Genomic DNA, 21,416 nt, shown 5'->3' with positions numbered 1-21,416 from the left:
TCCCTTTCTCCGCCCGGCTCCCCGGGCTCCTGCCGAGAGGACCGCAGCACCGATGACCGCACCCGTGTTCGTCGTCGACGACCTGACGGGGGCCGCCCCCGGCACGACCGTCCGCCTCGACGGCGCCGAGGGCCGGCACGCCGTCGCCGTCAAACGCCTCCAGCCCGGCGAGGCGCTCACCCTCGCCGACGGCCGCGGCCTCGGCGCGGACGGCACCGTCGGCGCGCTGCACGGCAAGGACGCCCTCGACGTGCTGGTCGGCGCCGTCCGCGAGGAGCCCGCCCCCGCGCCCCGGATCACCGTCGTCCAGGCGCTGCCCAAGGGCGACCGGGGCGAGCTCGCCGTCGAGACCATGACCGAGGCCGGCGTCGACGCGATCGTGCCCTGGGCGGCCTCCCGCTGCATCACCCAGTGGAAGGGCGAGCGCGGCGCCAAGGCGCTCGCCAAGTGGCGGGCCACCGCGCGCGAGGCCGGCAAGCAGGCCCGGCGGCTGCGCTTCCCCGAGGTCGGCGACCCGCTCACCACCCGGCAGCTGCTGCCGCTGCTCGCCGCCGCGGACTTCGCCGCCGTCCTGCACGAGGAGGGCTCGCTGCCGCTGGCCACCGCGGCGCTCCCGGCGGCCGGCGAGATCGTCCTGGTGGTCGGGCCCGAGGGGGGCGTCTCCCCGGACGAGATCGCCGCCTTCGCGGAGGCCGGCGCCGCGCCGTACCGCCTCGGCCCGTCCGTCCTGCGCACCTCCACGGCGGGCGTCGCGGCCGGCGCGCTGCTGCTGGGGCGCACGGGGCGCTGGGGGTAGCGGCCGCGGGTGCCGGAACCGGAAGGTGCGTGGTCCTGCAACCTCTGACGCTCCGTGAGCCGCGCGGCCTAGGGTGGCAGGATGACCGAATCGACGCGCGGCTACCTGCGCCACCCCCACCTGCATGGCGACGTCGTGGCCTTCGTCGCCGAGGACGACGTCTGGCTGGCGCCGCTGGAGGGCGGGCGGGCCTGGCGGTCGACGGCGGACCGGGCGCCCGTGGGGGCGCTGCGGTTCTCGCCGGACGGGCGCTCGCTGGCGTGGACCTCGACCCGGGACGGCGCGCCGGAGGTGCACGTCGGGGCGGTGGAGGGCGGGCCGGCCCGGCGGCTGACGTACTGGGGGAACCCGCACACCGCGCTGGTGGGGTGGACCGCGGACGGGCGGCCGGTGGCGATCACCGCCGCCGGGCAGGAGACGATCCGGCGGACCTGGGCGTTCGCGCTGCCGCTGGACGGCGGGGAGCCGGAGCGGCTGCCGTACGGGCCGATCGGCGCGCTGGCGTTCGAGCCGGTGCCGGAGGGCGCCGGCGGCGGCCGGGTGCTGCTGGGCACCCACAACCGGGAGGCCGCGCACTGGAAGCGCTACCGGGGCGGCCGGGCCGGGAAGCTGTGGATCGGCGCCGCCGGGTTCGAGCGCCTGCACGCCGACCTGGACGGGCAGCTGGAGTGCCCGATGTGGGTCGGCGACCGGGTCGCCTTCCTGTCCGACCACGAGGGCACCGGGCGGCTGTACTCCAGCCTCCCGGACGGCTCCGACCTGCGGGCGCACGGCCCGGCCGGGGACGGCTTCTACGCCCGGCAGGCCTCCACCGACGGCACCCGGGTGGTCTGGCAGCGGGCCGGCGAGCTGTGGCTGCTGGACGACCTGGACGGCGCCGAACCGCGCCGGCTGGACGTCGCCCCGGCCGGGCCGCGGACCCGGCGCCACCCGCACCCGACGCCCGCCGCCGGGCAGGTGGAGACCGCCGCCCCCGACCGCACCGGCCGGGCCGCGGCCGTGGTGGTGCGCGGCACCGTGCACTGGGTCACCCACCGGGACGGCCCGGCCCGGGTGCTGGACGAGACGCCCGGGGTGCGCAACCGGCTGGCCCGGGTCGTCCCGGGCGAGGACGGCGCGCAGGGCGCGGTGTGGGTCACCGACGCCGAGGGCGACGACGCGCTGGAGTACGCCCCCGAGGTGCTCGGCGCGGAGCGGCGGCGGCTGGCGGCCGGGCGGCTCGGCCGGGTCCGCGCGCTGGTGGTCTCGCCGGACGGCCGGCAGCTCGCGGTGGCCGCGCACGACGGCCGGGTGCTGCTGGTGGCGCTCGGCGACGGCGCGGTCAACGAACTGGCGCGCAGCGGCGACGGCGAGGTCAGCGGGCTGGTGTTCAGCCCCGACTCGGCGTGGCTGGCCTGGTCGCAGCCGGTGCTCGGCCCGTGGTCGCTGCGGCAGGTCATGCTGGCCGACCTGACCTCGCGCACCGTCAGCGAGGCCACCCCGCAGCGCTTCCACGACTACTCGCCGGCCTTCACCGCGGACGGCAGGCACCTGGCGTTCCTCTCGGTGCGGACCTTCGACCCGGTGTACGACCAGCACGCCTTCGACCTGTCGTTCCCCGGCGGCACCCGCCCGTACCTGCTGACGCTGGCCGCCGAGACCCCGTCGCCGTTCGGCCCGCAGCGCGGGGGCCGGCCGGCGGGCGGTGAGGAGGAGGACGCCAAGGAGGGCGAGAAGGACGCCTCGGCGGTGCCGACCACCCGGGTCGACCTGGAGGGCCTCGCCGACCGGATCGTGCCGTTCCCGGTGGAGGCGGGCCGGTTCGGGGTGCTGCGGGCCGCGAAGGGCGGGGTGCTCTGGACCAGGTACCCGTTCAGCGGCGAACTCGGCGACAGCGCCGCCTCGTTGGACGACGAGCCGGCCCGCACCGCGCTGGAGCGGTTCGACCTGGGGAAGCGCCGGACCGAGGAACTGCTCTCCGGCGTTGACGCGTTCGCGGTCAGCGGGGACGGCACCCGGCTGGCCGTGCTGGACGACGGCTCGCTGCGGATCGTGCCCGCCGACCAGAAGGCCGGCGAGGACGAGGAGGCGGACGTCGACCTGGAGCGGGTCCGGGTCACCGTCGACCCGGCCGCCGAGTGGCGGCAGATGTTCGACGAGAACGGCCGCCTGATGCGCGACAACTTCTGGCGGGCCGACCTGAACGGCGTCGACTGGGCCGGCGTGCTGGAGCGCTACCGGCCGCTGGTGGACCGGCTCGGCAGCCACTCCGACCTGGTCGACCTGCTCTGGGAGACGGTCGGCGAGCTCGGCACCTCGCACGCGTACGTGCTGCCGCCCGGCCGCGGCACCGAGTCCGCCCGGCAGCAGGGCCTGCTCGGCGCGGACCTGGTGCGCGACGGGGAGGTGTGGCGGGTGGCCCGGGTGCTGCCCGGCGAGTCCTCCGACCCGCGGGCCCGCTCCCCGCTGGCCGCCCCCGGCGCGGCGGTCCGCCCCGGCGACGCGCTGCTCGCGGTCGACGGCCGCCCGGTCGACCCGGTCACCGGCCCCGCCCCGCTGCTGGCCGGCACCGCGGACCGCCCGGTCGAACTGACCGTCAGCGGCCGGGACGGCGGCGTGCGGCACCCCGTCGTGGTGCCGCTCGCCGACGAGGAGGCGCTGCGCTACCACGACTGGGTGGCCGGGCGGCGGGCCGCCGTCCGCGAGCGGTCCGGCGGGCGGCTCGGCTACCTGCATGTGCCCGACATGCAGAGCGCCGGCTGGGCGCAGCTCCACCGCGACCTGCGGTTCGAGATGTCCCGGGAGGGCCTGGTGATCGACCTGCGGGAGAACCGGGGCGGCCACACCTCGCAGCTGATCGTCGAGAAGCTGGCCCGCCGGATCGTCGGCTGGAACCACGGCCGCGACCTCGCCAACCCCGAGCCGTACCCCGGCGACGCCCCGCGCGGCCCGGTGGTCGCGCTCGCCAACGAGTTCTCCGGCTCCGACGGCGACATCGTCAACGCCGCGATCCAGGCGCTCGGCATCGGCCCGGTGGTCGGCACCCGCACCTGGGGCGGCGTGATCGGCATCGACAGCAAGTACGCGCTGGTCGACGGGACGCTGGTGACCCAGCCCAAGTACTCGTACTGGATCGAGGGCTACGGCTGGCGGCTGGAGAACCACGGCGTCACCCCCGACGTCGAGGTCCCGATCGCCCCGCAGGACTGGGCGGCCGGGCGGGACCCGCAGCTGGAGACCGCCGTTCGGCTGGCGCTGGAGTCGCTGGAGCGGACCCCGGCGAAGACCGCGCCCCCGGTCGGGTAGCGGCCCGGCGCGGTTGACGCCGGGAGATCAACCGTCTGCGAACGACCGGCCGCCCGACGGGCGGCCGGTTTCCCGTCGCGTCCTTCCGGTGCCGCCCCGTTGTCGCTAGGGTGCACGCAGTGACGGCCGAGGGGGGAGCGTTGGGGGCACCGGATTTCAGCGTGGACCACGAGGCGCTGGCGGAGTGCGGCCGGAAGCTGGACCGGGCCGGGGACGACCTGGAGTCGGCCGGCGGCAGGTTCCGGGGCCCACCGGACTTCAGCCGGGACTACTTCGGCGACTACGGCGTCCCCGAGGCGGCCGGCAACTTCTTCACCTCCTGGCTGGACGAGTGGCGGCTGGACGTCCAGGCGCTGCGCGAACTCGCCGAGAAGGTGCGGCGCAGCGCGGAGAACTACCGCAGCACCGACGACGAACTGGCCGGAGCGGCCGGCCGGTCGGCCGGCTGAGGGGCCCGCGGAGGGCCTGCGGGGCCCGCCGGGGCCGGTGGGTCCCGCGGCGGGGAGGGGTTCGTCCGGCCCGGCTGAAGGGGGAGGCGGCACGGCGATGTCGACGCAACGCGAGCAGGTCGAGAAGCTCGGCCGCGCCATCGAGCGCGCCCACGGGATGTGGGGCGCCGGGGACCTGCGGGACGCCGTCCGGGCCGCCGCCCGGCTGTCGGCGCCCGCGGGCGTGCCCGGGACGATCGACCGGCTCGGCCGGGACTTCGCCGCGATGTCCGGACAGGTCGACAGCGTCCGGGCCGAGGTCGCCGACGTCGCCCGGAGCCGGCTCCCGGACGTCTGGACCGGGCAGGTCGGCGAGAAGGCCGCCGAGGCCGTCACCGCCGCCGCGCACGACCTGGACCGGATGACCGAGGACTTCACCCGGGCCGGCCGCGTCCTGGTCGAACTCTGCGACGTCCTGGCGCAGGCCCAGGCCACCCACGCCCGGGCGGACGGCTCGCTGTCCCGGGCCGCCGACCTGCTGGCGGACATCACCACCGTCGGCGGCCTGCCGGACCCGGCGCACTGGGACGACGACAAGATGCACGAGGCCAAGGCGGAGGCCCGGTACGCGATCGGCCTGATGCTGAACGCGGCCGTGCGCGCCGAGGAGGCCGGCCACCGCGCCGCGAGCGAGCTCAACCGGCTCGCCGCCCAGGCCGAGGCCGCCCGGCTGCGGGGCGGCGGCCTGAGCGCCACCGACCGCCTGGTGCTCACCGACGCCGGGGGCTTCGCCGACCTGAACCGGATCCTCAGCGCGACCGACGCCACCCGGGCCGGCCAGTTCCTGGAACGGCTCGGCCCCGAGGACCGGCAGCGGCTGAACGCCCTGCTGGCCGGCGCCAGGTCCCCGGAGGAGCGCGCCTACCTGCTGAAGGCGCTCGCGGCCGGCCACGGCGTGGACGAGGTCGCCGCGTTCGGCGCGCGGATCCACGAGCACGGCGCCGACCGGGCCTGGCTGGACCGGCACCTGAGCCCGACCCGGCACGACCCGTCCCCCCGCACCGGCATCGACCACCTGGAGACGCAGGACTTCATGGGCGCCGGGTGGGCCCAGCACGGCAACACCTGCGTGGCGGCGTCCACCGTGACGGCACGGGCCGCGGCCGACCCGGTGTACGCGTTCCACCTCACCACCGGCGGCCGCCCCGGCGACCCGCGGTCCGAGAGCGCGGCGGCCTTCACCGAGCGGTTCAGGGCCGAGCAGGACCGGATCTACGACGGCAGCCGGGAGTGGTACCAGGACCTGCCGCTGGTCGGGAAGGAGGGCCTGAGCGACGAGCAGTCCCGGGACGTGGTGAGCGCGGAGGTCGGGGCGCGCACCGGCACCGACTACCGCAACGTCCCGCTCGGCGGCCGGGACGAGCGGCGGGACGTGCTGGTCGACGTGGAGAAGGCCGTGGACGAGGGCAGGCCCGTCCCCGTGACCATCCGGGGCGACGAGGAGGGGCACGCGCTGATGATCATCGGGCACGACGGCGACCGGCTCCAGGTCTACAACCCGTGGGGCTACACCACCTGGATCACCGAGGACGACTTCGTCAACGACCACATGGACAACGCGCTCGACCAGCCGCCCCCGATGAGGACCGCCACCAGCGTCCGCCTCCCGAAGTGACCCCCGCCGCCCGTCCCGAAGCGAACAGAGAGCACCCATGACCAGCCCCCCGTCCGGCCGGACCGACGCCGAACTCGCCGCCCTGGACGTGCCCGCGCTGCTGCGCCTCGGCCTGCCCCTGGACGGCCCGCGCCGGCGCGCGCTGTTCGCCGACGGCGCGGTGGCCGCCGCGCTCGCGGCCGAGGCGTGCGAGGTGCCCCCGCACGCCGTCGGCTACCTCTCCGAGGTGGTCCGGGCCACCGGGCTGCGGGCCGCCGCCGCCCTGCCGGAACCGCTGGTCGGCCCCGGCGCGGCCGAACTCGCCGAGGACTGGCTGCACGCGGCCGGCGCGGTGCTGGACCCCGACGACGTGGCCGCCGGGGCACTGGTCGCCGACTGGCTCGCCGCGGTCGCCGCGCTGCTCGAACTGCGCCACCTGAGCCGCCGCGCGTGAGGGTCCGGCGGGTGACGAGGGGCCGGGTCGCCTGGGCGTCGGTGCTGGTGGTGCTGGTGGCGCCGGTCTGGGGGCCGCGCTGGCAGGTCAACCACGGGAGGGTGTTCGCCTCGGACGCCCGGGTGATCGTGGTCCAGCGCGGCCAGGTGTTCTCGCTGCACTGGTCGCTGTCCGTGGACCCGGGGACGGACCACCGGCCGGCGCAGCCCCCGCCCGACCCGGCGGTCGCGGTCTTCACCGGGGTCGACCGGACCCACGGCGACCCCGACCGGGCCGGCTACGCCGGCGAGCTCTACCTGGTGTTCAGGGCGAAGGGCCGCGGCACCACCGAGCTGACGGTCGACAACTGCGAGCACTGCCGGTGGAGCGTGGACGACGGGTTCCGCGAACGCCGGACCTACCGGATCGTGGTGCGCTGACGGCGGTAAGGTCGTGGCACCAGTGACGGGATCCAGGAAGGGACGCGGGAGATGGCCGGCGAGCCGCAGGCGGACTGTGTGTTCTGCAAGATCGTGTCGGGAGGCATCCCGGCGACCGTGGTGCGCGAGACCGAACGGACCCTCACCTTCCGGGACATCAACCCGCAGGCGCCCACCCACCTGCTGGTCATCCCGCGGGTGCACCACGCCGACGCGGCCGAACTCGCCGCCGCCGAACCGGAGACCGCGGCCGAGCTGCTCACCGAGGCGGGCGGCGCGGCGGCGGGCGAGGGCCTGTCCTCGTACCGGCTGATCTTCAACACCGGCGCGGAGGCCGGGCAGACGGTGTTCCACGCGCACGTGCACGTGCTGGGCGGCAAGCCGCTCACCGAGGGGCTGGTCTGAGCGTTGTCGCAGCGTGAGCTGGTCGTCCTGGGCACCGCCAGCCAGGTGCCGACCCGGCACCGGAACCACAACGGGTACCTGCTGCGCTGGGACGGCGAGGGGCTGCTGTTCGACCCGGGGGAGGGCACCCAGCGGCAGATGCTGCACGCCGGGGTGAGCGCCACCGGGATCACCCGGATCGCGGTCTCGCACTTCCACGGCGACCACTGCCTGGGCCTGCCCGGCGTGGTGCAGCGGATCAACCTGGACCGGGTGCCGCACCCGGTGGACGCCTACTACCCGGCCTCCGGACAGGCGTTCTTCGACCGGCTGCGGCACGCCAGCGCCTACCACGCGACGGCCGACATCCGGGAGCACCCGGTCACCGGCCCCGGCCCGCTGCCCGCGCCGGACGCCCCGTTCGCGCTGGCCGCGGCCCGGCTCTCGCACCCGGTGGAGTCGTTCGGCTACCGGCTCACCGAACCGGACGGGTTCCGGCTGCGGCCCGAGAAGCTGCGCGAACTCGGCCTGCGCGGGCCCGCCGTGGGCGTGCTGCAGCGCACCGGCCGGGTCACCCTGGACGACGGGCGGACGGTCACCGCCGAACAGGTCGGCGAGGTGCGGCCGGGCCAGCGGTTCGCCTTCGTGATGGACACCCGGCTCTGCGACGGGGTCTACGAACTCGCCGACGGCGCCGACCTGCTGGTGATCGAGGCGACCTTCCTCGACCAGGACGCCGGGCTCGCCGAGGAGCACGGCCACCTGACCGCCGCGCAGGCCGCCCGGGTGGCCGCCGAGACCGGGGTCCGCACGCTGGTGCTCACCCACTTCTCGCAGCGCTACCCCGACCTGGCCGGCCACCTCGCCGAGGCCGCCAAGCACTTCGACGGCGAGATCGCGGTCGCCGAGGACCTGGCCCGCGTCCCCGTCCCGCCGCGCCGTTGAGCGCGCGCCGCCGCGCCGCCGGCCGGACGCCGCCGACCGCGCCCCGGGGCCGCGCCCGGGACCGGGACCCGGGGAAAAACCGCTCGCGCATCGGAGCGGGAGAGCCCACCATCGAAGCCGCCGCGCCGCTCCGGCGGACACCCGCGCGGCGTACCCTGGTGACCCGGAGAGCCCGAGGCCACACGACACGACGGATGGGGATGAGGCAGGCCGCAGCGCCGACCCATGAGTGACACACCGCAGACCCGCACCGACGGACAGCGACGCCCCGACGAGGCGTCCACCAGCACCCGGATCGTCATTCCGGAGAAGCACCCGATGGTCACCCTGCTGGGCGCGGCCGACTCGCTCCTGCGAGTGATCGAGGGAGGCTTCCCGGGGGCCGACATCCACGTCCGCGGAAACGAGGTGACGGCCACCGGCTCTCCCGCCGAGGTCGCGCTCGTCAAGCAGCTCTTCACCGAGATGATGCTGGTGCTGCGCACCGGCCAACCCCTGACGGAGGACGCCGTGGAGCGCTCCATCACCATGCTCAGGAGTGCCGCCGAGGACCCGGCCCACCCGGCCCCGTCCGAGGTGTTCACGGCGAACATCCTGTCCAACCGGGGGCGCACCATCCGCCCCAAGACGCTCAACCAGCAGCGCTACGTCGACGCGATCGACAAGCACACCATCGTCTTCGGCCTCGGCCCGGCCGGCACCGGCAAGACCTACCTGGCGATGGCCAAGGCCGTGCAGGCGCTGCAGGCCAAGGAGGTCAACCGGATCATCCTGACCCGGCCGGCCGTCGAGGCGGGGGAGCGGCTGGGCTTCCTGCCCGGCACCCTCTACGAGAAGATCGACCCGTACCTGCGCCCGCTCTACGACGCGCTGCACGACATGATGGACCCCGACTCGATCCCGCGGCTGATGGCGGCGGGCACCATCGAGGTGGCCCCGCTCGCCTACATGCGCGGCCGCACCCTGAACGACGCCTTCATCATCCTGGACGAGGCGCAGAACACCTCGCCCGAGCAGATGAAGATGTTCCTGACCCGCCTGGGCTTCAACTCCCGGGTGGTCGTGACCGGCGACACCAGCCAGATCGACCTGCCGGGCGGCACCCGCTCCGGCCTCAAGGTGGTCCAGGAGATCCTCGCCGACGTACCGGACATCCACTTCTCGGTGCTGACCAGCACCGACGTGGTGCGTCACAAGCTGGTCGGCCGCATCGTGGATGCGTACGAACGCTGGGACGCCCGGCAGGAGGCCGAGGAGTCCGGCGACCGCAAACCCGTCCAACGGCGGGGCGCCCGGGCGCCCCGACAGTCCCATCGCACCGAAAGCTGAGTACCGAGCCCTCCATGTCGATCGACATCGCCAACGAGTCCGGGTGGGACGTCGACGAGGAGTCCATCCTCGACGTCGCCCGCTACGCCCTCGACAAGATGCGGATCCATCCGCAGTCCGAGCTCTCCGTGATCCTCTACGACAGCGAGTCGATGGCGGAGCTGCACGTCCAGTGGATGGACCTGCCAGGACCGACCGACGTGATGTCCTTCCCGATGGACGAGCTGCGTCCGGGCAAGGAGGGCGAGGACCTGCCCGAGGGCCTGCTCGGCGACATCGTGCTCTGCCCCGAGGTGGCGAAGGAGCAGGGCCTGGCCGCCCCCACCAAGCACTCGATGGACGAGGAGCTGCAGCTGCTCACCGTCCACGGGGTGCTGCACGTGCTCGGCTACGACCACGAGGAGCCCGACGAGGAGCGCGAGATGTTCGCGCTGCAGAAGCGGATCCTGGACGACTGGCGGGCCGGCCGCGGCCTGTCCGGCCTGTCGCCCGCGCCGACCGTCCACTGAGGGCCGGCCCGCTGTGAGTGGTGAGAGTACGAGTTTCCTGATCGGCGCGCTGGCGCTGGTCGGCCTGGGCTGGCTGGCGGCGTGCGCCGAGGCGGGCATCTCCCGGATGTCCCGGTTCCGGGCGGAGGAGGCGGTCCGCTCCGGGCGGCGCGGCTCCGACCGGCTGCTGACCCTGGCCTCCGACAACATCCGCTACCTGAACCTGGCGACGCTGATCCGGGTCGCCAGTGAGATGGGCGCCGCGGTGCTGGTCACCGTGGTGTGCGTGCGCGGCTTCCAGCAGACCTGGCAGGCCGTGCTGGTGGCGTTCGGCGTGATGGTGCTGGTGTCCTTCGTGGCGGTCGGGGTCTCCCCGCGCACGATCGGCCGCCAGCACCCGCTGAGCACCGTCACCGCCGCGTCCTACGTGCTGCTGCCGCTGGCCCGGATCCTCGGGCCGATCCCGCGGCTGCTGATCCTGCTGGGCAACGCGCTGACGCCCGGCAAGGGCTACAAGGAGGGTCCGTTCGCCTCCGAGGCCGAGCTGCGGGCGCTGGTCGACCTGGCCGAGAAGGACGACCTGATCGAGGACGAGGAGCGCCGGATGGTGCACTCGGTCTTCGAGCTGGGCGACACCATCGTCCGCGAGGTGATGGTGCCGCGCACCGACCTGGTGATGATCGAGCGGCACAAGACCGTCCGGCAGACCCTGACCCTGGCGCTGCGCTCCGGCTTCTCGCGGATCCCGGTGGTCGGCGACAACGAGGACGACGTGGTCGGCATCGTCTACCTCAAGGACCTGGTCCGCCGCACCCACATCAACCGGGACGCCGAGTCCGAGCAGGTCGACTCGGTGATGCGCCCGGCGGTGTTCGTCCCCGACTCCAAGCCCGCCGCCGACCTGCTGCGCGAGATGCAGCAGATGCGCTCGCACGTCGCGATCGTGATCGACGAGTACGGCGGCACCGCCGGACTGGTCACCATCGAGGACATCCTGGAGGAGATCGTCGGCGAGATCACCGACGAGTACGACCGGGAGATCGCCCCGGTCGAGGACCTCGGCGACGGCTCGTACCGGATCACCGCCCGGCTCACCGTGGAGAACCTCGGCGAGCTGTTCGGCATCGAGCTGGACGACGAGGACGTCGAGACCGTCGGCGGGCTGCTCGCCAAGTGCCTGGGCCGGGTGCCCATCCCCGGCTCCTCCTGCGAGGTGCCGGTGCAGGAGGGCAGCGGGCTGGCCGCGATCAGCCTGACCGCGGAGAGCTCGGCGGGCCGGCGCAACCGGATCGGCACCGTGGTGGCCGCCCCGGTGCGGGTCGCCGAGGAGAGCGAGGAGCCGGCCGAGGAGGCCGCCTCCTAGGGACCCCGGGCCGCGGGCCGCCCGCACGGCCCCTGGACGGGCCCCTGGACGAACCGTCCCAATCGGTGCCGCCGGTTGGGACGGTTCGGCCGGGGGCCCGTTTGCGATGCCGCCCCGGGCGTGCGCACCGTGGAAGACATGGCACATCTACTGCGCGCGGAGTACGGCCCGAGCGGGCCGGCCGGCGGAGTGGCCAGGTGGCACGTGGTCCGTGCCGTCGACCCTTCGCAGGGCATGTGCGGCGCCGAGATCGCCTCGGACGCCGAGAGCAGGCCGGAGGAGGCCTGGGGCACCGGGCTGCACTGCTGCCAGCAGTGCGGGTCGCTGTACCTCCACGAGGTGCCGTTCCTCCGGTCCGACCACGCGGGGAGGACCCGATGAGACTGCACGACGAACTCCCGGTCGACCACCGGCTCGGCACGGTCTACCGCTACGGGGCCGGCCTGGGCGGGCTGTTCCTGGTGGTGTTCGGGATCCTCGGCCTGACCGGGGCCCACCCGGGCTTCCTGGACACCTCCGGCAAGGAGGTGCTCGGCCTGTCCAGCAACGGGGCGCTCAGCGTGCTGTCGCTGGTGGCCGGCGGGATCCTGATCCTGGGCGCGGTGATCGGCGGCAACACCGCCTCGAACGTCAACATGGCGGTGGGCACGCTGTTCGTGCTGGCCGGCTTCGTCGGCCTGATGGTGCTGGACTCCAGCGCCAACCGGCTCGCCTTCCACATCTCCAACGTCATCTTCAGCTTCGTGTTCGGCTTCGTGATCCTGACCTTCGGCATGTACGGCCGGGTCAGCAGCCACCTCCCGCAGGACAACCCGTACTGGAAGGAGCGGCACGCGAAGGCCGCCGACCAGCCCAACGGCCCGCCGGCCCTGGTCAAGGTGCTCCGCCCGGGCCCGCCGAAGCCGACCGGGCACTGACCCGGAGCGAGCCGATCATCCCGTCGTAGAGTATGACCGCAATGGCCCGACGGACCGTCAGGTCCGTTGGGCCGCAGTCTGCTTGGAGGGGGAACGACGATGACGGAGCGCACGCTCGGAGCGCTGGTCAGCTCGCCGGTCGGGTTCGGGGCGATGGTGCTCTCGCCCGGCATGTACGGCGAGATCGACGAGGAGCGCGGGCAGGACGCGCTGCGGGCCGCGATCGACGCCGGGGCCCGGATGATCGACACCGCGGACGGCTACGGCGCCGACGGGCACAACGAACAGCTGGTCGGCCGGGCCGTCCGGGAGCGCCGGGACGAGGTGGTGCTCGCCACCAAGTTCGGCCTCCGGGTGCCGGAGGGCGCCGAGGCGCACCGCTTCCCGGTGCACTTCGCGTTCGGCGAGCTGGCGGTGAACTGCGAGCCCAAGTACGTCCGGGGCTACGCGGAGCGGTCGCTGCGCAACCTCGGCACCGAGGTGATCGACCTGTACTACCCGCACTTCCCGGACCCGCAGGTGCCGTTCGAGGACACCGTCGGCGCGGTCGCCGACCTGGTCGCGGACGGCCTGGTCCGGCACCTGGGCGTCTCCAACGTGACGGCCGCGCAGCTGCGGGCCGCGCACGCGGTGCACCCGGTGGCGGCGGTGCAGACCCAGTGGTCGATGTGGCAGCCGATCGACCCGGAGCTGCTGGCCGCCGCCCGCGAACTGGGCATCGGCGTGGTCGCCTGGAGCCCGCTCGGCGGCGGCTTCCTGACCGGCACCGTGCAGCAGCTCGGCGAGGGCGACTTCCGGCAGCACCACGCCCGCTTCTCGGCCGAGAACCTGGCCGCCAACAACGACCGGTACGCCCCGCTGCGCGCGATCGCCGCGGAACTCGGCGTCACCCCCGGCCAGTTGGCGCTCGCCTGGCTGCTGCACCAGGACGACCACGTGGTGCCGATCCCGGGCAGCCGGACCCCGGCGCACATCGCGGAGAACCAGGCGGCGGCGGAGCTGGTGCTGGACGCCGCGACGCTGGCCCGGATCGGGGCCGCGCTCGCCGAGTTCACGCCGGCCGGCGAAGGGGCGCTGCTCAAGGACTGAGCGGCGGCGGCCGCTGGGGGGCCAGCCCCTATGCTCGGGCCATGACCGAGATTTCCGAGCTGGACCCCGAGGACAAGAAGATCATCACGCTGGCCCGCTCGGCCCGCGCCCGCAACGGCGTGGCCGAGGGCGCGGCGGTCCGGGACGAGACCGGGCGGACGTACGTGGCCGGGACGGTGGCCCTGGAGTCGCTGCAGCTGAGCGCGCTGCGGACGGCGGTGGCGATGGCCGTGGCGAGCGGGGCGAAGGGCCTGGAGGCGGCCGCGGTGGTCTCCGCGGCGGACGCGCCGGCGGCGGACGACCTGGCCGCCGTGCGGGACCTGGGCGGGGCCGGTACGCCGGTGCTGCTGGCCGGGCCGGACGGGACCCTGAAGCTGGCCGTCGCGGCGGAGTGAGGCCGTCCGGCGTCCGCCGGGACGGGGGCCGGCGGAGCTGCGTCGGGCGGGGCGGAGTGGGGCGGGCGGGGCCGGGGAGGCCCTCGGCCGCCCTTTCTGCGAGTCCTGCGGGTGCGATAATCGCACCGGTCGGGGTGCGGTCCCGGCGGGGAGCGGGGGAGGGGACATGGGCGTCGCGGCGTTCTTCTGCGGGCTGCTGCTCTGTGTCATGGGCTTCGGGCGCTGGCACGAGACCGGCTCCCCGTGGTGGTTGTGGGGCACCCTGGTCCTGCTGGCGCTCGTGGTGGTCGGCGCGATCACCGGTGGCGGGAAGAAGGCCGGCTGAGCACGCGCCGACCGTCCGGGTGCCCGATGACCGGTGCGGCCCCGGGGATCGGGGACAATGGGTGCCATGAATGCCCCTTCCTCCCCGTACCGCTCCGGGTTCGCGTGTTTCGTCGGCCGTCCCAACGCGGGCAAGTCGACCCTGACCAACGCCCTGGTCGGGACGAAGGTCGCGATCACCTCCGACCGCCCGCAGACCACCCGGCACACCGTGCGCGGCATCGTGCACCGCCCCGACTCGCAGCTCGTCCTGGTGGACACCCCCGGGCTGCACAAGCCCCGCACCCTCCTCGGCGAGCGCCTCAACGACCTGGTCCGCAGCACCTGGGCGGAGGTCGACGTGATCGGCTTCTGCGTCCCCGCCGACCAGAAGCTCGGCCCCGGCGACAAGTTCATCGCCAAGGAGCTCGCCGAGATCCGCAAGACCCCGAAGGTCGCGATCGTCACCAAGACCGACCTGGTCGACTCCAAGCGGCTCGCCGAGCAGCTGATCGCCGTCCACCAGCTGGGTGCCGAGCTCGGCATCGAGTGGGCCGAGATCATCCCGGTGTCGGCCGTCGGCGACAAGCAGGTCGAGCTGGTGGCCGAGCTGCTGACCAAGCTGCTGCCCGAGGGCATGCCGCTGTACCCGGACGGCGACCTCACCGACGAGCCCGAGCAGACCATGGTCGCCGAGCTGATCCGGGAGGCCGCGCTGGAGGGCGTGCGCGACGAGCTGCCGCACTCGCTGGCCGTGGTGGTCGAGGAGATGATCCCGCGCGAGGGCCGTCCCGCCGACCGCCCGCTGCTGGACATCCACGCCAACGTGTACATCGAGCGGCAGAGCCAGAAGGCCATCGTGATCGGCGCCAAGGGCTCCCGGCTCAAGCACGTCGGCACCACCGCCCGCAAGCAGATCGAGGCGCTCCTGGGCACCCCGGTCTACCTGGACCTGCACGTCAAGGTGGCCAAGGACTGGCAGCGCGACCCCAAGCAGCTGCGTAAGCTCGGCTTCTGACGGAGCGTCGCGCGGGGAGGGGCCGGGGCCGGATGGAACTGCACACCCACGAGTGGGGCCGGGGCGGCCGCACCGCCCTGCTGGTCCACGGCATCCAGGCCGACCACCGCACCTGGCGGGTGATCGGTCCCGCGCTCGCCGAGCGCGGCTACCGGGTGCTCGCCGTGGACCTGCGCGGCCACGGCGCCTCCCCGCGCGGCACCGGCACCACCCCCGCCGAGCGGTACGGGCCCGAGCAGTTCGCCCGGGACCTGGCCGACACCCTGCCGGTCGGAGCGGACCTGGCGATCGGCCACTCGATGGGCGCCCTCGCGCTCCAGCGGGCCGTCGAGGCGCTGAAGCCCGCCCGGGCGGTCTACAGCGACCCCGCCTTCGTCTACGAGCGCCCCGGGCTCGGGCCGGAGCCGTTCATCGGCTTCAAGCGCTTCGGGACCAGGCAGTTCATCACCACCATGCACCCCGACTGGTCCGCCGAGGACGTGGACGCCGAACTCGCCGCCCTCGCCTGCTGGGACACCGACACCGCGCTCGGCCTCTGGGCGCACCCCGAGCTGTCCGTCCTGCCGGGCCCCCCGCCCGTCCCCTCGCTGGTCCAGCTCGCCGACCCGAGCGGCCTGGTGACGGAGCGGGAAGCCGCCGAACTGCGCCGCCGCGGCTACCTGGTGCGCACGGTGCCGGGCGCCGGGCACTGCATCCACCGCGACGACCCGGCGGGCTTCCTCGCCTCGCTGGACGGGTGGATCTGAGCCGTCCCGAAGGTTGCCGGCTGCCGGCTGCCGGGAGCACGGGCCCGGGCCCGGGGTCGGCTGACGGGAGCCGGGAGCCGGGCCCGCGGGGTCCTCGGGGCTCAGGCGCCTTCGCGCAGCACCAGGCTCACCAGCTCGCGCTGGGACTCGGTGAGCTTCGGGTCGGCGCAGTGGACGGTGCGGCCGTCGACGGTGATCTCGTAGTGGAAGCCGTCGGGCACGCCGTACGCGGGCGCGCGCAGCCCGCCGGCCACCGCCTCCCGGGCCAGGGCGTGCACGTGCGGGGCGTCCGGGCGCTCCGTGGTGTCCATCTCGGCATACCGGAGCAGGCCGGCGAACCCGCCGGTGCGGGTGACCTGGATACGCATGGTTGTCAGTGTGCTACGCACCGGAGGGATTTGCCGAGGCTTTTCACCAACTCCCCGCAGCGCCCGCCGCCTTCCGCCCGGCCGGACTTCCGGCCGCGGACGGGCCCAGGACGGATCCTCGACCCGGTTCCCGGCCCGGCTCCGGCCCGTCTCAGTGGGTGGGATCGTGGCGGGCCTCACTGCGTCGGCCCGGTCGGTCTTGTTACAGTGGCGGCATCATGCGTATCCGGCTGCTTCTTCTTAGCTGCCGCGGCGAGGGCCTGTAGTCCAGTGAAGGCCGGCCCCCTCGCCGCGGGGAGTCGTGTTGCGCCCATGTGATGTCTCGCGGCGCACTCAGTCGGCCGAGTCGGGTGTCCTGTATCCCCCGACCGCAGACCGCCTTCGACAAGGGAAGCCGAGAGCCTCACCCATGACCGAACAGTCCTCCGTCGCCCGCGCGTTCGTCGACCGCCCCACCCCGATCACCGCCGCCACCGTGCAGCAGAAGCCCTCGGGGATGCCGTTCCAGCGCTACGTACCGTTCGGCACCGTCGACCTGCCGGACCGCACCTGGCCGAGCAAGGTGATCACCCGGGCCCCGCGCTGGCTGTCCACCGACCTGCGCGACGGCAACCAGGCGCTGATCGACCCGATGTCGCCGGCCCGCAAGCGCAAGATGTTCGACCTGCTGGTGAAGATGGGCTACAAGGAGATCGAGGTCGGCTTCCCCTCCTCCGGGGCCACCGACTTCAACTTCGTCCGCTCGCTGATCGACGAGGGCGCGATCCCCGAGGACGTCACCATCTCGGTGCTGACCCAGGCCCGCGAGGACCTGATCGAGCGCACCGTGGAGTCGCTGAAGGGCGCGCCCCGGGCCACCGTGCACCTGTACAACGCGACCTCGCCGCTGTTCCGCCGGGTGGTGTTCCGGGCGAGCAGGGAGGAGATCAAGGCCATCGCGGTGGACGGCACCCGCCTGGTGATGGAGTACGCCGAGAAGATCCTGGGCGACGAGATGGTCTTCGGCTACGAGTACTCGCCGGAGATCTTCATCGACACCGAGCTGGACTACGCGCTGGAGGTCTGCGAGGCGGTGATGGACGTCTGGCAGCCCGGTGAGGGCCGCGAGATCATCCTGAACCTGCCGACCACCGTCGAGCGCTCCACCCCGAACGTCTACGCCGACAAGATCGAGTGGATGTCGCGGAACCTGTCGCGCCGCGAGTTCGTCTGCCTGTCCACCCACCCGCACAACGACCGGGGCACCGGCGTGGCCTCCGCCGAGCTGGCCGTGATGGCCGGTGCCGACCGGGTCGAGGGCTGCCTGTTCGGGCAGGGCGAGCGCACCGGCAACCTGGACCTGGTCAACGTCGGGATGAACCTGTTCTCCCAGGGCGTCGACCCGATGATCGACTTCTCCGACATCGACGAGATCCGCCGCACCGCCGAGTACTGCAACCAGATGCCGGTGGCCGAGCGCCACCCCTACGCGGGCGACCTGGTCTTCACCTCCTTCTCCGGCTCGCACCAGGACGCGATCAAGAAGGGCTTCGACGCCCTGGAGGAGGACGCGGCCGCCGCCGGCGTCCCGGTCTCCGAGCACACCTGGGGCGTGCCCTACCTGCCGATCGACCCGAAGGACGTCGGCCGCAGCTACGAGGCGGTCATCCGGGTCAACTCGCAGTCCGGCAAGGGCGGCATCGCCTACGTCCTGAAGAACGACCACAAGCTGGACCTGCCGCGCCGGATGCAGATCGAGTTCTCGAAGATCATCCAGGCCAAGACCGACGCCGAGGGCGGCGAGGTCACCCCCGCCGCCATCTGGGCGGTCTTCCAGGACGAGTACCTGCCGACCCCGGCCAACCCGTGGGGCCGGATCTCGCTGAGCGGTTCGCGCAGCCTGACCACCGAGGACGGCCGCGACGCGCTGAGCACCGAGGCCGTGGTCGACGGCACCCCGGTGACCCTGACCGGCAGCGGCAACGGCCCGGTCTCCGCCTTCGTCAACGCGCTGGCCTCGATCGGCGTGGACGTCCGCGTCCTGGACTACGCCGAGCACGCGCTGAGCGAGGGCGGCGACGCGCAGGCCGCCGCGTACGTCGAGTGCGCCGTCGGCGACAAGGTGCTGTGGGGCGTGGGCATCGACGGCAACACCGTGCTGGCCTCGCTGAAGGCCCTGGTCAGCGCCGTCAACCGGGCGGCCCAGCGCGACTGACGCCACCCGGGCGCACCGCACGCCCAGCGTTCCGCGTTCTGAGGGGACCCGCCGCCGGCGGGTCCCCTCGGCGTCTCCGGGACTGTCCGTCCTTGCCGGGCAAGGACATTGACTGATCATCAGGAGATGTCCGACCCGCGGTGCGCACGTCCGGGCGGTGTCGTCGATCACATGTGGCCCCGGTCACAAATTTTCCCTCCGGCACCCGTTCAGGGTGCTGACACGAGCCGGTAACCGTGGCAACATCGTCGAACCGGAACCGGGGTCGGTGGGACGACTCCGGAGTCCGGTCGCGTGACCTGCCCATTGATGTGCAGGCCGCCTGCCATGTCTGGGGAGTGGCGCCGTGACAGGGTTGTGGGGTGTTCGCCCTAGGTGGCGGACGGATGTTCTCGGTGAATTCTTCTGCCCGGGCTGCGGCGGAGACCGCAACTACCGCCGGCAACACGGCCGGCGGTGGCTGCGGTTGCTCGGGACACCGGTCCTGCCGCTCGGCGGCGTGGCCCGCAGCGTCCAGTGCACCTCCTGCCGCGGCCGCTACGGGACCGACGCCCTGGAGCAGTTGACCTCGGTCCGGCTCGGCGCGATGCTGCGCGACGCCCAGTACACCATCGCCCTGGCCGCCCTCGCGGCCGGCGGCACCGCCGGGCGCAGCGGACGCGAGGCGGCCTGCACGGTGATCAGGGACGCCGGGTTCGAGGACTGCGGCGAGGCCCAGGTGCTGGCCGCACTGGCCGCGCTCTCCGGCCACGGCGGCGGCGAACCCCTCGACGTGGACGTCGAGGGCGGCGGGCTCGCTGTCGAACTGCACGCCGCACTCGAACCGCTCGCCCCGCACCTGGCCGTCCAGGGCCGCGAGCGGCTGCTCACCCTCGGTGCGGTGGTCGCCCTCGCCGACGGCCGCTACCTGCCGCAGGAGCGGGCCGCGCTCGCCGTGGTCGGCCGCTGCCTGCGCCTGTCCACCCAGCAGGTCGACCAGCTCCTCGAAGCGGCCACCCGCGCCCCGCGCTGACCGGTCTCCTCCCTCCGACCCCCGCACCACCCAAGAGCCGGGCCCGAAACCCCCCTCCCGGGCCCGCCGTGTCCCGCACCGCACGGGTGAAAGCCCCCCACAACCCCGGTGCGGGCTCACGGCTGCGCCGCCGTCGCCGCCCGGCAGCCCCCAAGACCCCGGCGGTTCCGGCGGCCCGCGCGCGACCGCACTGTCGGCGGGGTGCGGGACAATGGGTTCCACCATGAGTCTCTTCCGCGACGACGGCATCGTGCTGCGCACCCAGAAGCTCGGCGAGGCCGACCGGATCATCACCTTCCTCACCCGCCAGCACGGCCAGGTCCGGGCGGTGGCCCGCGGGGTGCGCCGGACCAAGTCGAAGTTCGGCGCCCGCCTCGAACCGTTCTCGCACGTCGACGTCCAGTTCTTCAGCCGCGGCAGCGACCTGGTCGGCCGCACGCTGCCGCTGTGCACCCAGGTGGAGACCATCGCTCCCTACGGCGCCCGGATCGTCGACGACTACACCCGCTACACGGCCGGTACCGCGATGCTGGAGACCGCCGAGCGCTTCGCCGAGAACGAGGGCCAGCCCGCGGTCCAGCAGTACCTGCTGCTGGTCGGCGGCCTGCGCACGCTGGCCGCCGGCACCCACCAGGCGCACCTGGTGCTGGACGCCTTCCTGCTGCGCTCGCTCGCCGTCAACGGCTACGGCGCGAGCTTCACCGACTGCGCCCGCTGCGGCCTGCCCGGCCCCAACCGCTTCTTCTCGCTCCAGGCGGGCGGCGTGCTGTGCGGCGACTGCCGGGTCCCCGGAAGTGCCGTACCCTCCCCTGAGACACTGGTACTGCTCGGCGCGCTGCTCTCCGGGGACTGGCAGACCGCCGACGACTGCGAGCCGCGGTACTGGCGCGAGGGCAGCGGGCTGGTGGCCGCCTACCTGCAGTGGCACCTGGAGCGGGGCATCCGCTCGATGAGATACGTGGAGAAGTGAGCATGGTCGCGCGACGGCTGTTCGGCAGCAAGCGGACGTACGAGACCCCCGCACCGCACCCGAGCGGCGCCAGGCCGCCGAAGATCCCGAGCGACCTGGTCCCCCACCACGTCGCCTGCGTCATGGACGGCAACGGCCGCTGGGCCAAGGAGCGCGGCCTGCCCCGCACCGAGGGCCACAAGGTCGGCGAGGGCGTCGTCCTCGACGTGCTGCGCGGCTGCCTGGAGATCGGCGTCAAGAACCTCTCGCTGTACGCCTTCTCCACCGAGAACTGGAAGCGTTCCCCGGAAGAGGTGAAGTTCCTGATGAACTTCAACCGGGACGTGATCCGCCGCCGCCGCGACGAGATGGACGCCCTGGGCATCCGGATCCGCTGGGTCGGCCGGATGCCGCGGATGTGGAAGAGCGTCGTGCAGGAGCTCCAGGTCGCCCAGGAGCAGACCAAGGACAACGACGCCATGACGCTGTACTTCTGCGTCAACTACGGCGGCCGGGCCGAGATCGCCGACGCCGCGCTGGCCATCGCCCGCGACGTCGCCGCCGGGAAGCTCAACCCGGAGAAGGTCAACGAGAAGCTGTTCGCCAAGTACCTCTACTACCCGGACATGCCGGACGTCGACCTGTTCCTGCGCCCCAGCGGCGAGCAGCGCACCTCCAACTTCCTCGCCTGGCAGTCCGCCTACGCGGAGTTCGTCTTCCAGGACGTGCTCTGGCCGGACTTCGACCGCCGCGACCTGTGGCGCGCCTGCGAGCAGTACGCCCGCCGCGACCGCCGCTTCGGCGGCGCGCTCCCCAACGAGGTCGGCGCCGAGGTGCCGCCGCAGCGCTGACCGGCCCGGCCGATCCGTCCGGCGAGGTC

General features: G+C 73.8%; 23 protein-coding genes. 22 read left to right on the top strand and 1 reads right to left on the bottom strand.

Features of this window, described 5'->3' with window-relative positions:
• Positions 1-52 precede the first annotated feature (52 nt).
• The 18 genes from ACZ3J7_RS05340 (at position 53) to ACZ3J7_RS05255 (ending at position 16,013) form a co-directional block, all read left to right on the top strand.
• A complete protein-coding gene (locus ACZ3J7_RS05340) occupies positions 53-796 on the top strand; it encodes a 16S rRNA (uracil(1498)-N(3))-methyltransferase (protein ID WP_465617060.1) in 744 nt (247 codons plus the stop codon).
• A gap of 81 nt (positions 797-877) precedes the next feature.
• A complete protein-coding gene (locus ACZ3J7_RS05335; protein WP_465617058.1) occupies positions 878-4,081 on the top strand; it encodes a S41 family peptidase in 3,204 nt (1,067 codons plus the stop codon).
• 161 nt (positions 4,082-4,242) lie between these two features.
• Positions 4,243-4,530 carry a WXG100 family type VII secretion target gene (locus ACZ3J7_RS05330; protein ID WP_465617056.1) on the top strand — a complete coding sequence of 96 codons (288 nt, stop codon included), beginning with the start codon at positions 4,243-4,245 and terminating at the stop codon, positions 4,528-4,530.
• 97 nt (positions 4,531-4,627) lie between these two features.
• The gene (locus ACZ3J7_RS05325) at positions 4,628-6,184 is read left to right on the top strand and encodes a peptidoglycan-binding protein (protein ID WP_465617054.1); all 1,557 of its coding nucleotides are present in this window, start codon (positions 4,628-4,630) and stop codon (positions 6,182-6,184) included.
• 37 nt (positions 6,185-6,221) lie between these two features.
• Complete coding sequence (locus tag ACZ3J7_RS05320; RefSeq protein ID WP_465617053.1) at positions 6,222-6,617, top strand: hypothetical protein; 396 nt, start codon at positions 6,222-6,224, stop codon at positions 6,615-6,617.
• A gap of 11 nt (positions 6,618-6,628) precedes the next feature.
• The gene (locus tag ACZ3J7_RS05315) at positions 6,629-7,036 is read left to right on the top strand and encodes a hypothetical protein (protein ID WP_465617051.1); all 408 of its coding nucleotides are present in this window, start codon (positions 6,629-6,631) and stop codon (positions 7,034-7,036) included.
• Between the two features lie 51 nt (positions 7,037-7,087).
• Positions 7,088-7,441, top strand: coding sequence for an HIT domain-containing protein (locus ACZ3J7_RS05310; protein WP_465617049.1), 354 nt, complete (start codon positions 7,088-7,090; stop codon positions 7,439-7,441).
• 3 nt (positions 7,442-7,444) lie between these two features.
• A complete protein-coding gene (locus tag ACZ3J7_RS05305) occupies positions 7,445-8,365 on the top strand; it encodes a ribonuclease Z (RefSeq protein ID WP_465617048.1) in 921 nt (306 codons plus the stop codon).
• Positions 8,366-8,683: 318 nt separating this feature from the next.
• Positions 8,684-9,694, top strand: a complete 1,011-nt coding sequence (locus tag ACZ3J7_RS05300) for a PhoH family protein (protein ID WP_465617255.1) — start codon at positions 8,684-8,686, stop codon at positions 9,692-9,694.
• Positions 9,695-9,708: 14 nt separating this feature from the next.
• Positions 9,709-10,203 carry an rRNA maturation RNase YbeY gene (ybeY, locus tag ACZ3J7_RS05295; protein ID WP_014135684.1) on the top strand — a complete coding sequence of 165 codons (495 nt, stop codon included), beginning with the start codon at positions 9,709-9,711 and terminating at the stop codon, positions 10,201-10,203.
• 13 nt (positions 10,204-10,216) lie between these two features.
• Positions 10,217-11,545 (top strand): hemolysin family protein, encoded by a 1,329-nt coding sequence (locus ACZ3J7_RS05290; RefSeq protein ID WP_465617046.1) that lies wholly within the window; start codon positions 10,217-10,219, stop codon positions 11,543-11,545.
• 138 nt (positions 11,546-11,683) lie between these two features.
• Positions 11,684-11,926 carry a hypothetical protein gene (locus ACZ3J7_RS05285; protein WP_465617044.1) on the top strand — a complete coding sequence of 81 codons (243 nt, stop codon included), beginning with the start codon at positions 11,684-11,686 and terminating at the stop codon, positions 11,924-11,926.
• On the top strand, positions 11,923-12,462 hold the full coding sequence (locus ACZ3J7_RS05280) for a DUF4383 domain-containing protein (protein ID WP_465617043.1): 540 nt from the start codon (positions 11,923-11,925) through the stop codon (positions 12,460-12,462). The genes ACZ3J7_RS05285 and ACZ3J7_RS05280 overlap by 4 nt, the downstream gene beginning before the upstream one ends.
• A gap of 99 nt (positions 12,463-12,561) precedes the next feature.
• Entirely contained in the window at positions 12,562-13,551 is a 990-nt protein-coding gene (locus ACZ3J7_RS05275; protein WP_465617041.1) for an aldo/keto reductase, read from the top strand.
• Positions 13,552-13,592: 41 nt separating this feature from the next.
• On the top strand, positions 13,593-13,946 hold the full coding sequence (locus tag ACZ3J7_RS05270; RefSeq protein WP_465617039.1) for a cytidine deaminase: 354 nt from the start codon (positions 13,593-13,595) through the stop codon (positions 13,944-13,946).
• Between the two features lie 166 nt (positions 13,947-14,112).
• Positions 14,113-14,271, top strand: a complete 159-nt coding sequence (locus ACZ3J7_RS05265; protein ID WP_465617037.1) for a hypothetical protein — start codon at positions 14,113-14,115, stop codon at positions 14,269-14,271.
• Between the two features lie 66 nt (positions 14,272-14,337).
• Entirely contained in the window at positions 14,338-15,267 is a 930-nt protein-coding gene (gene era / locus ACZ3J7_RS05260; protein ID WP_465617035.1) for a GTPase Era, read from the top strand.
• 32 nt (positions 15,268-15,299) lie between these two features.
• Entirely contained in the window at positions 15,300-16,013 is a 714-nt protein-coding gene (locus ACZ3J7_RS05255) for an alpha/beta fold hydrolase (RefSeq protein ID WP_465617034.1), read from the top strand.
• Between the two features lie 101 nt (positions 16,014-16,114).
• Here ACZ3J7_RS05255 and ACZ3J7_RS05250 read toward each other — a convergent pair whose 3' ends face one another.
• Complete coding sequence (locus ACZ3J7_RS05250) at positions 16,115-16,381, bottom strand: protealysin inhibitor emfourin (protein ID WP_465617033.1); 267 nt, start codon at positions 16,379-16,381, stop codon at positions 16,115-16,117.
• 409 nt (positions 16,382-16,790) lie between these two features.
• Between ACZ3J7_RS05250 and leuA the strand changes: the two genes are divergently transcribed.
• From leuA to ACZ3J7_RS05230, 4 genes are all read left to right on the top strand, one after another.
• The gene (leuA, locus tag ACZ3J7_RS05245; protein ID WP_465617031.1) at positions 16,791-18,575 is read left to right on the top strand and encodes a 2-isopropylmalate synthase; all 1,785 of its coding nucleotides are present in this window, start codon (positions 16,791-16,793) and stop codon (positions 18,573-18,575) included.
• A gap of 466 nt (positions 18,576-19,041) precedes the next feature.
• Positions 19,042-19,587, top strand: a complete 546-nt coding sequence (locus tag ACZ3J7_RS05240; RefSeq protein WP_465617029.1) for a TerB family tellurite resistance protein — start codon at positions 19,042-19,044, stop codon at positions 19,585-19,587.
• Between the two features lie 223 nt (positions 19,588-19,810).
• A complete protein-coding gene (gene recO, locus ACZ3J7_RS05235) occupies positions 19,811-20,557 on the top strand; it encodes a DNA repair protein RecO (protein WP_465617027.1) in 747 nt (248 codons plus the stop codon).
• Positions 20,558-20,559: 2 nt separating this feature from the next.
• Positions 20,560-21,387 (top strand): isoprenyl transferase, encoded by an 828-nt coding sequence (locus tag ACZ3J7_RS05230; protein ID WP_465617025.1) that lies wholly within the window; start codon positions 20,560-20,562, stop codon positions 21,385-21,387.
• Positions 21,388-21,416: the final 29 nt, after the last annotated feature.

The organism is Kitasatospora sp. NPDC015121, assembly GCF_055562955.1.
This window is presented reverse-complemented; position numbering and strand designations above follow the sequence as displayed.

What these genes read in the sequence shown, in the direction of transcription:
- era (WP_465617035.1), top strand. Translation starts at nt 14,338, where the DNA reads ATGAATGCCCCTTCCTCCCCGTACCGCTCCGGGTTCGCGTGTTTCGTC.
- ACZ3J7_RS05280 (WP_465617043.1), top strand. Translation starts at nt 11,923, where the DNA reads ATGAGACTGCACGACGAACTCCCGGTCGACCACCGGCTCGGCACGGTC.
- ACZ3J7_RS05325 (WP_465617054.1), top strand. Translation starts at nt 4,628, where the DNA reads ATGTCGACGCAACGCGAGCAGGTCGAGAAGCTCGGCCGCGCCATCGAG.
- ybeY (WP_014135684.1), top strand. Translation starts at nt 9,709, where the DNA reads ATGTCGATCGACATCGCCAACGAGTCCGGGTGGGACGTCGACGAGGAG.
- ACZ3J7_RS05320 (WP_465617053.1), top strand. Translation starts at nt 6,222, where the DNA reads ATGACCAGCCCCCCGTCCGGCCGGACCGACGCCGAACTCGCCGCCCTG.
- ACZ3J7_RS05270 (WP_465617039.1), top strand. Translation starts at nt 13,593, where the DNA reads ATGACCGAGATTTCCGAGCTGGACCCCGAGGACAAGAAGATCATCACG.
- ACZ3J7_RS05335 (WP_465617058.1), top strand. Translation starts at nt 878, where the DNA reads ATGACCGAATCGACGCGCGGCTACCTGCGCCACCCCCACCTGCATGGC.
- ACZ3J7_RS05275 (WP_465617041.1), top strand. Translation starts at nt 12,562, where the DNA reads ATGACGGAGCGCACGCTCGGAGCGCTGGTCAGCTCGCCGGTCGGGTTC.
- ACZ3J7_RS05300 (WP_465617255.1), top strand. Translation starts at nt 8,684, where the DNA reads ATGGTCACCCTGCTGGGCGCGGCCGACTCGCTCCTGCGAGTGATCGAG.
- ACZ3J7_RS05250 (WP_465617033.1), bottom strand. Translation starts at nt 16,381, where the DNA reads ATGCGTATCCAGGTCACCCGCACCGGCGGGTTCGCCGGCCTGCTCCGG.
- leuA (WP_465617031.1), top strand. Translation starts at nt 16,791, where the DNA reads ATGACCGAACAGTCCTCCGTCGCCCGCGCGTTCGTCGACCGCCCCACC.
- ACZ3J7_RS05230 (WP_465617025.1), top strand. Translation starts at nt 20,560, where the DNA reads ATGGTCGCGCGACGGCTGTTCGGCAGCAAGCGGACGTACGAGACCCCC.
- ACZ3J7_RS05340 (WP_465617060.1), top strand. Translation starts at nt 53, where the DNA reads ATGACCGCACCCGTGTTCGTCGTCGACGACCTGACGGGGGCCGCCCCC.
- recO (WP_465617027.1), top strand. Translation starts at nt 19,811, where the DNA reads ATGAGTCTCTTCCGCGACGACGGCATCGTGCTGCGCACCCAGAAGCTC.
- ACZ3J7_RS05265 (WP_465617037.1), top strand. Translation starts at nt 14,113, where the DNA reads ATGGGCGTCGCGGCGTTCTTCTGCGGGCTGCTGCTCTGTGTCATGGGC.
- ACZ3J7_RS05255 (WP_465617034.1), top strand. Translation starts at nt 15,300, where the DNA reads ATGGAACTGCACACCCACGAGTGGGGCCGGGGCGGCCGCACCGCCCTG.
- ACZ3J7_RS05310 (WP_465617049.1), top strand. Translation starts at nt 7,088, where the DNA reads ATGGCCGGCGAGCCGCAGGCGGACTGTGTGTTCTGCAAGATCGTGTCG.
- ACZ3J7_RS05285 (WP_465617044.1), top strand. Translation starts at nt 11,684, where the DNA reads ATGGCACATCTACTGCGCGCGGAGTACGGCCCGAGCGGGCCGGCCGGC.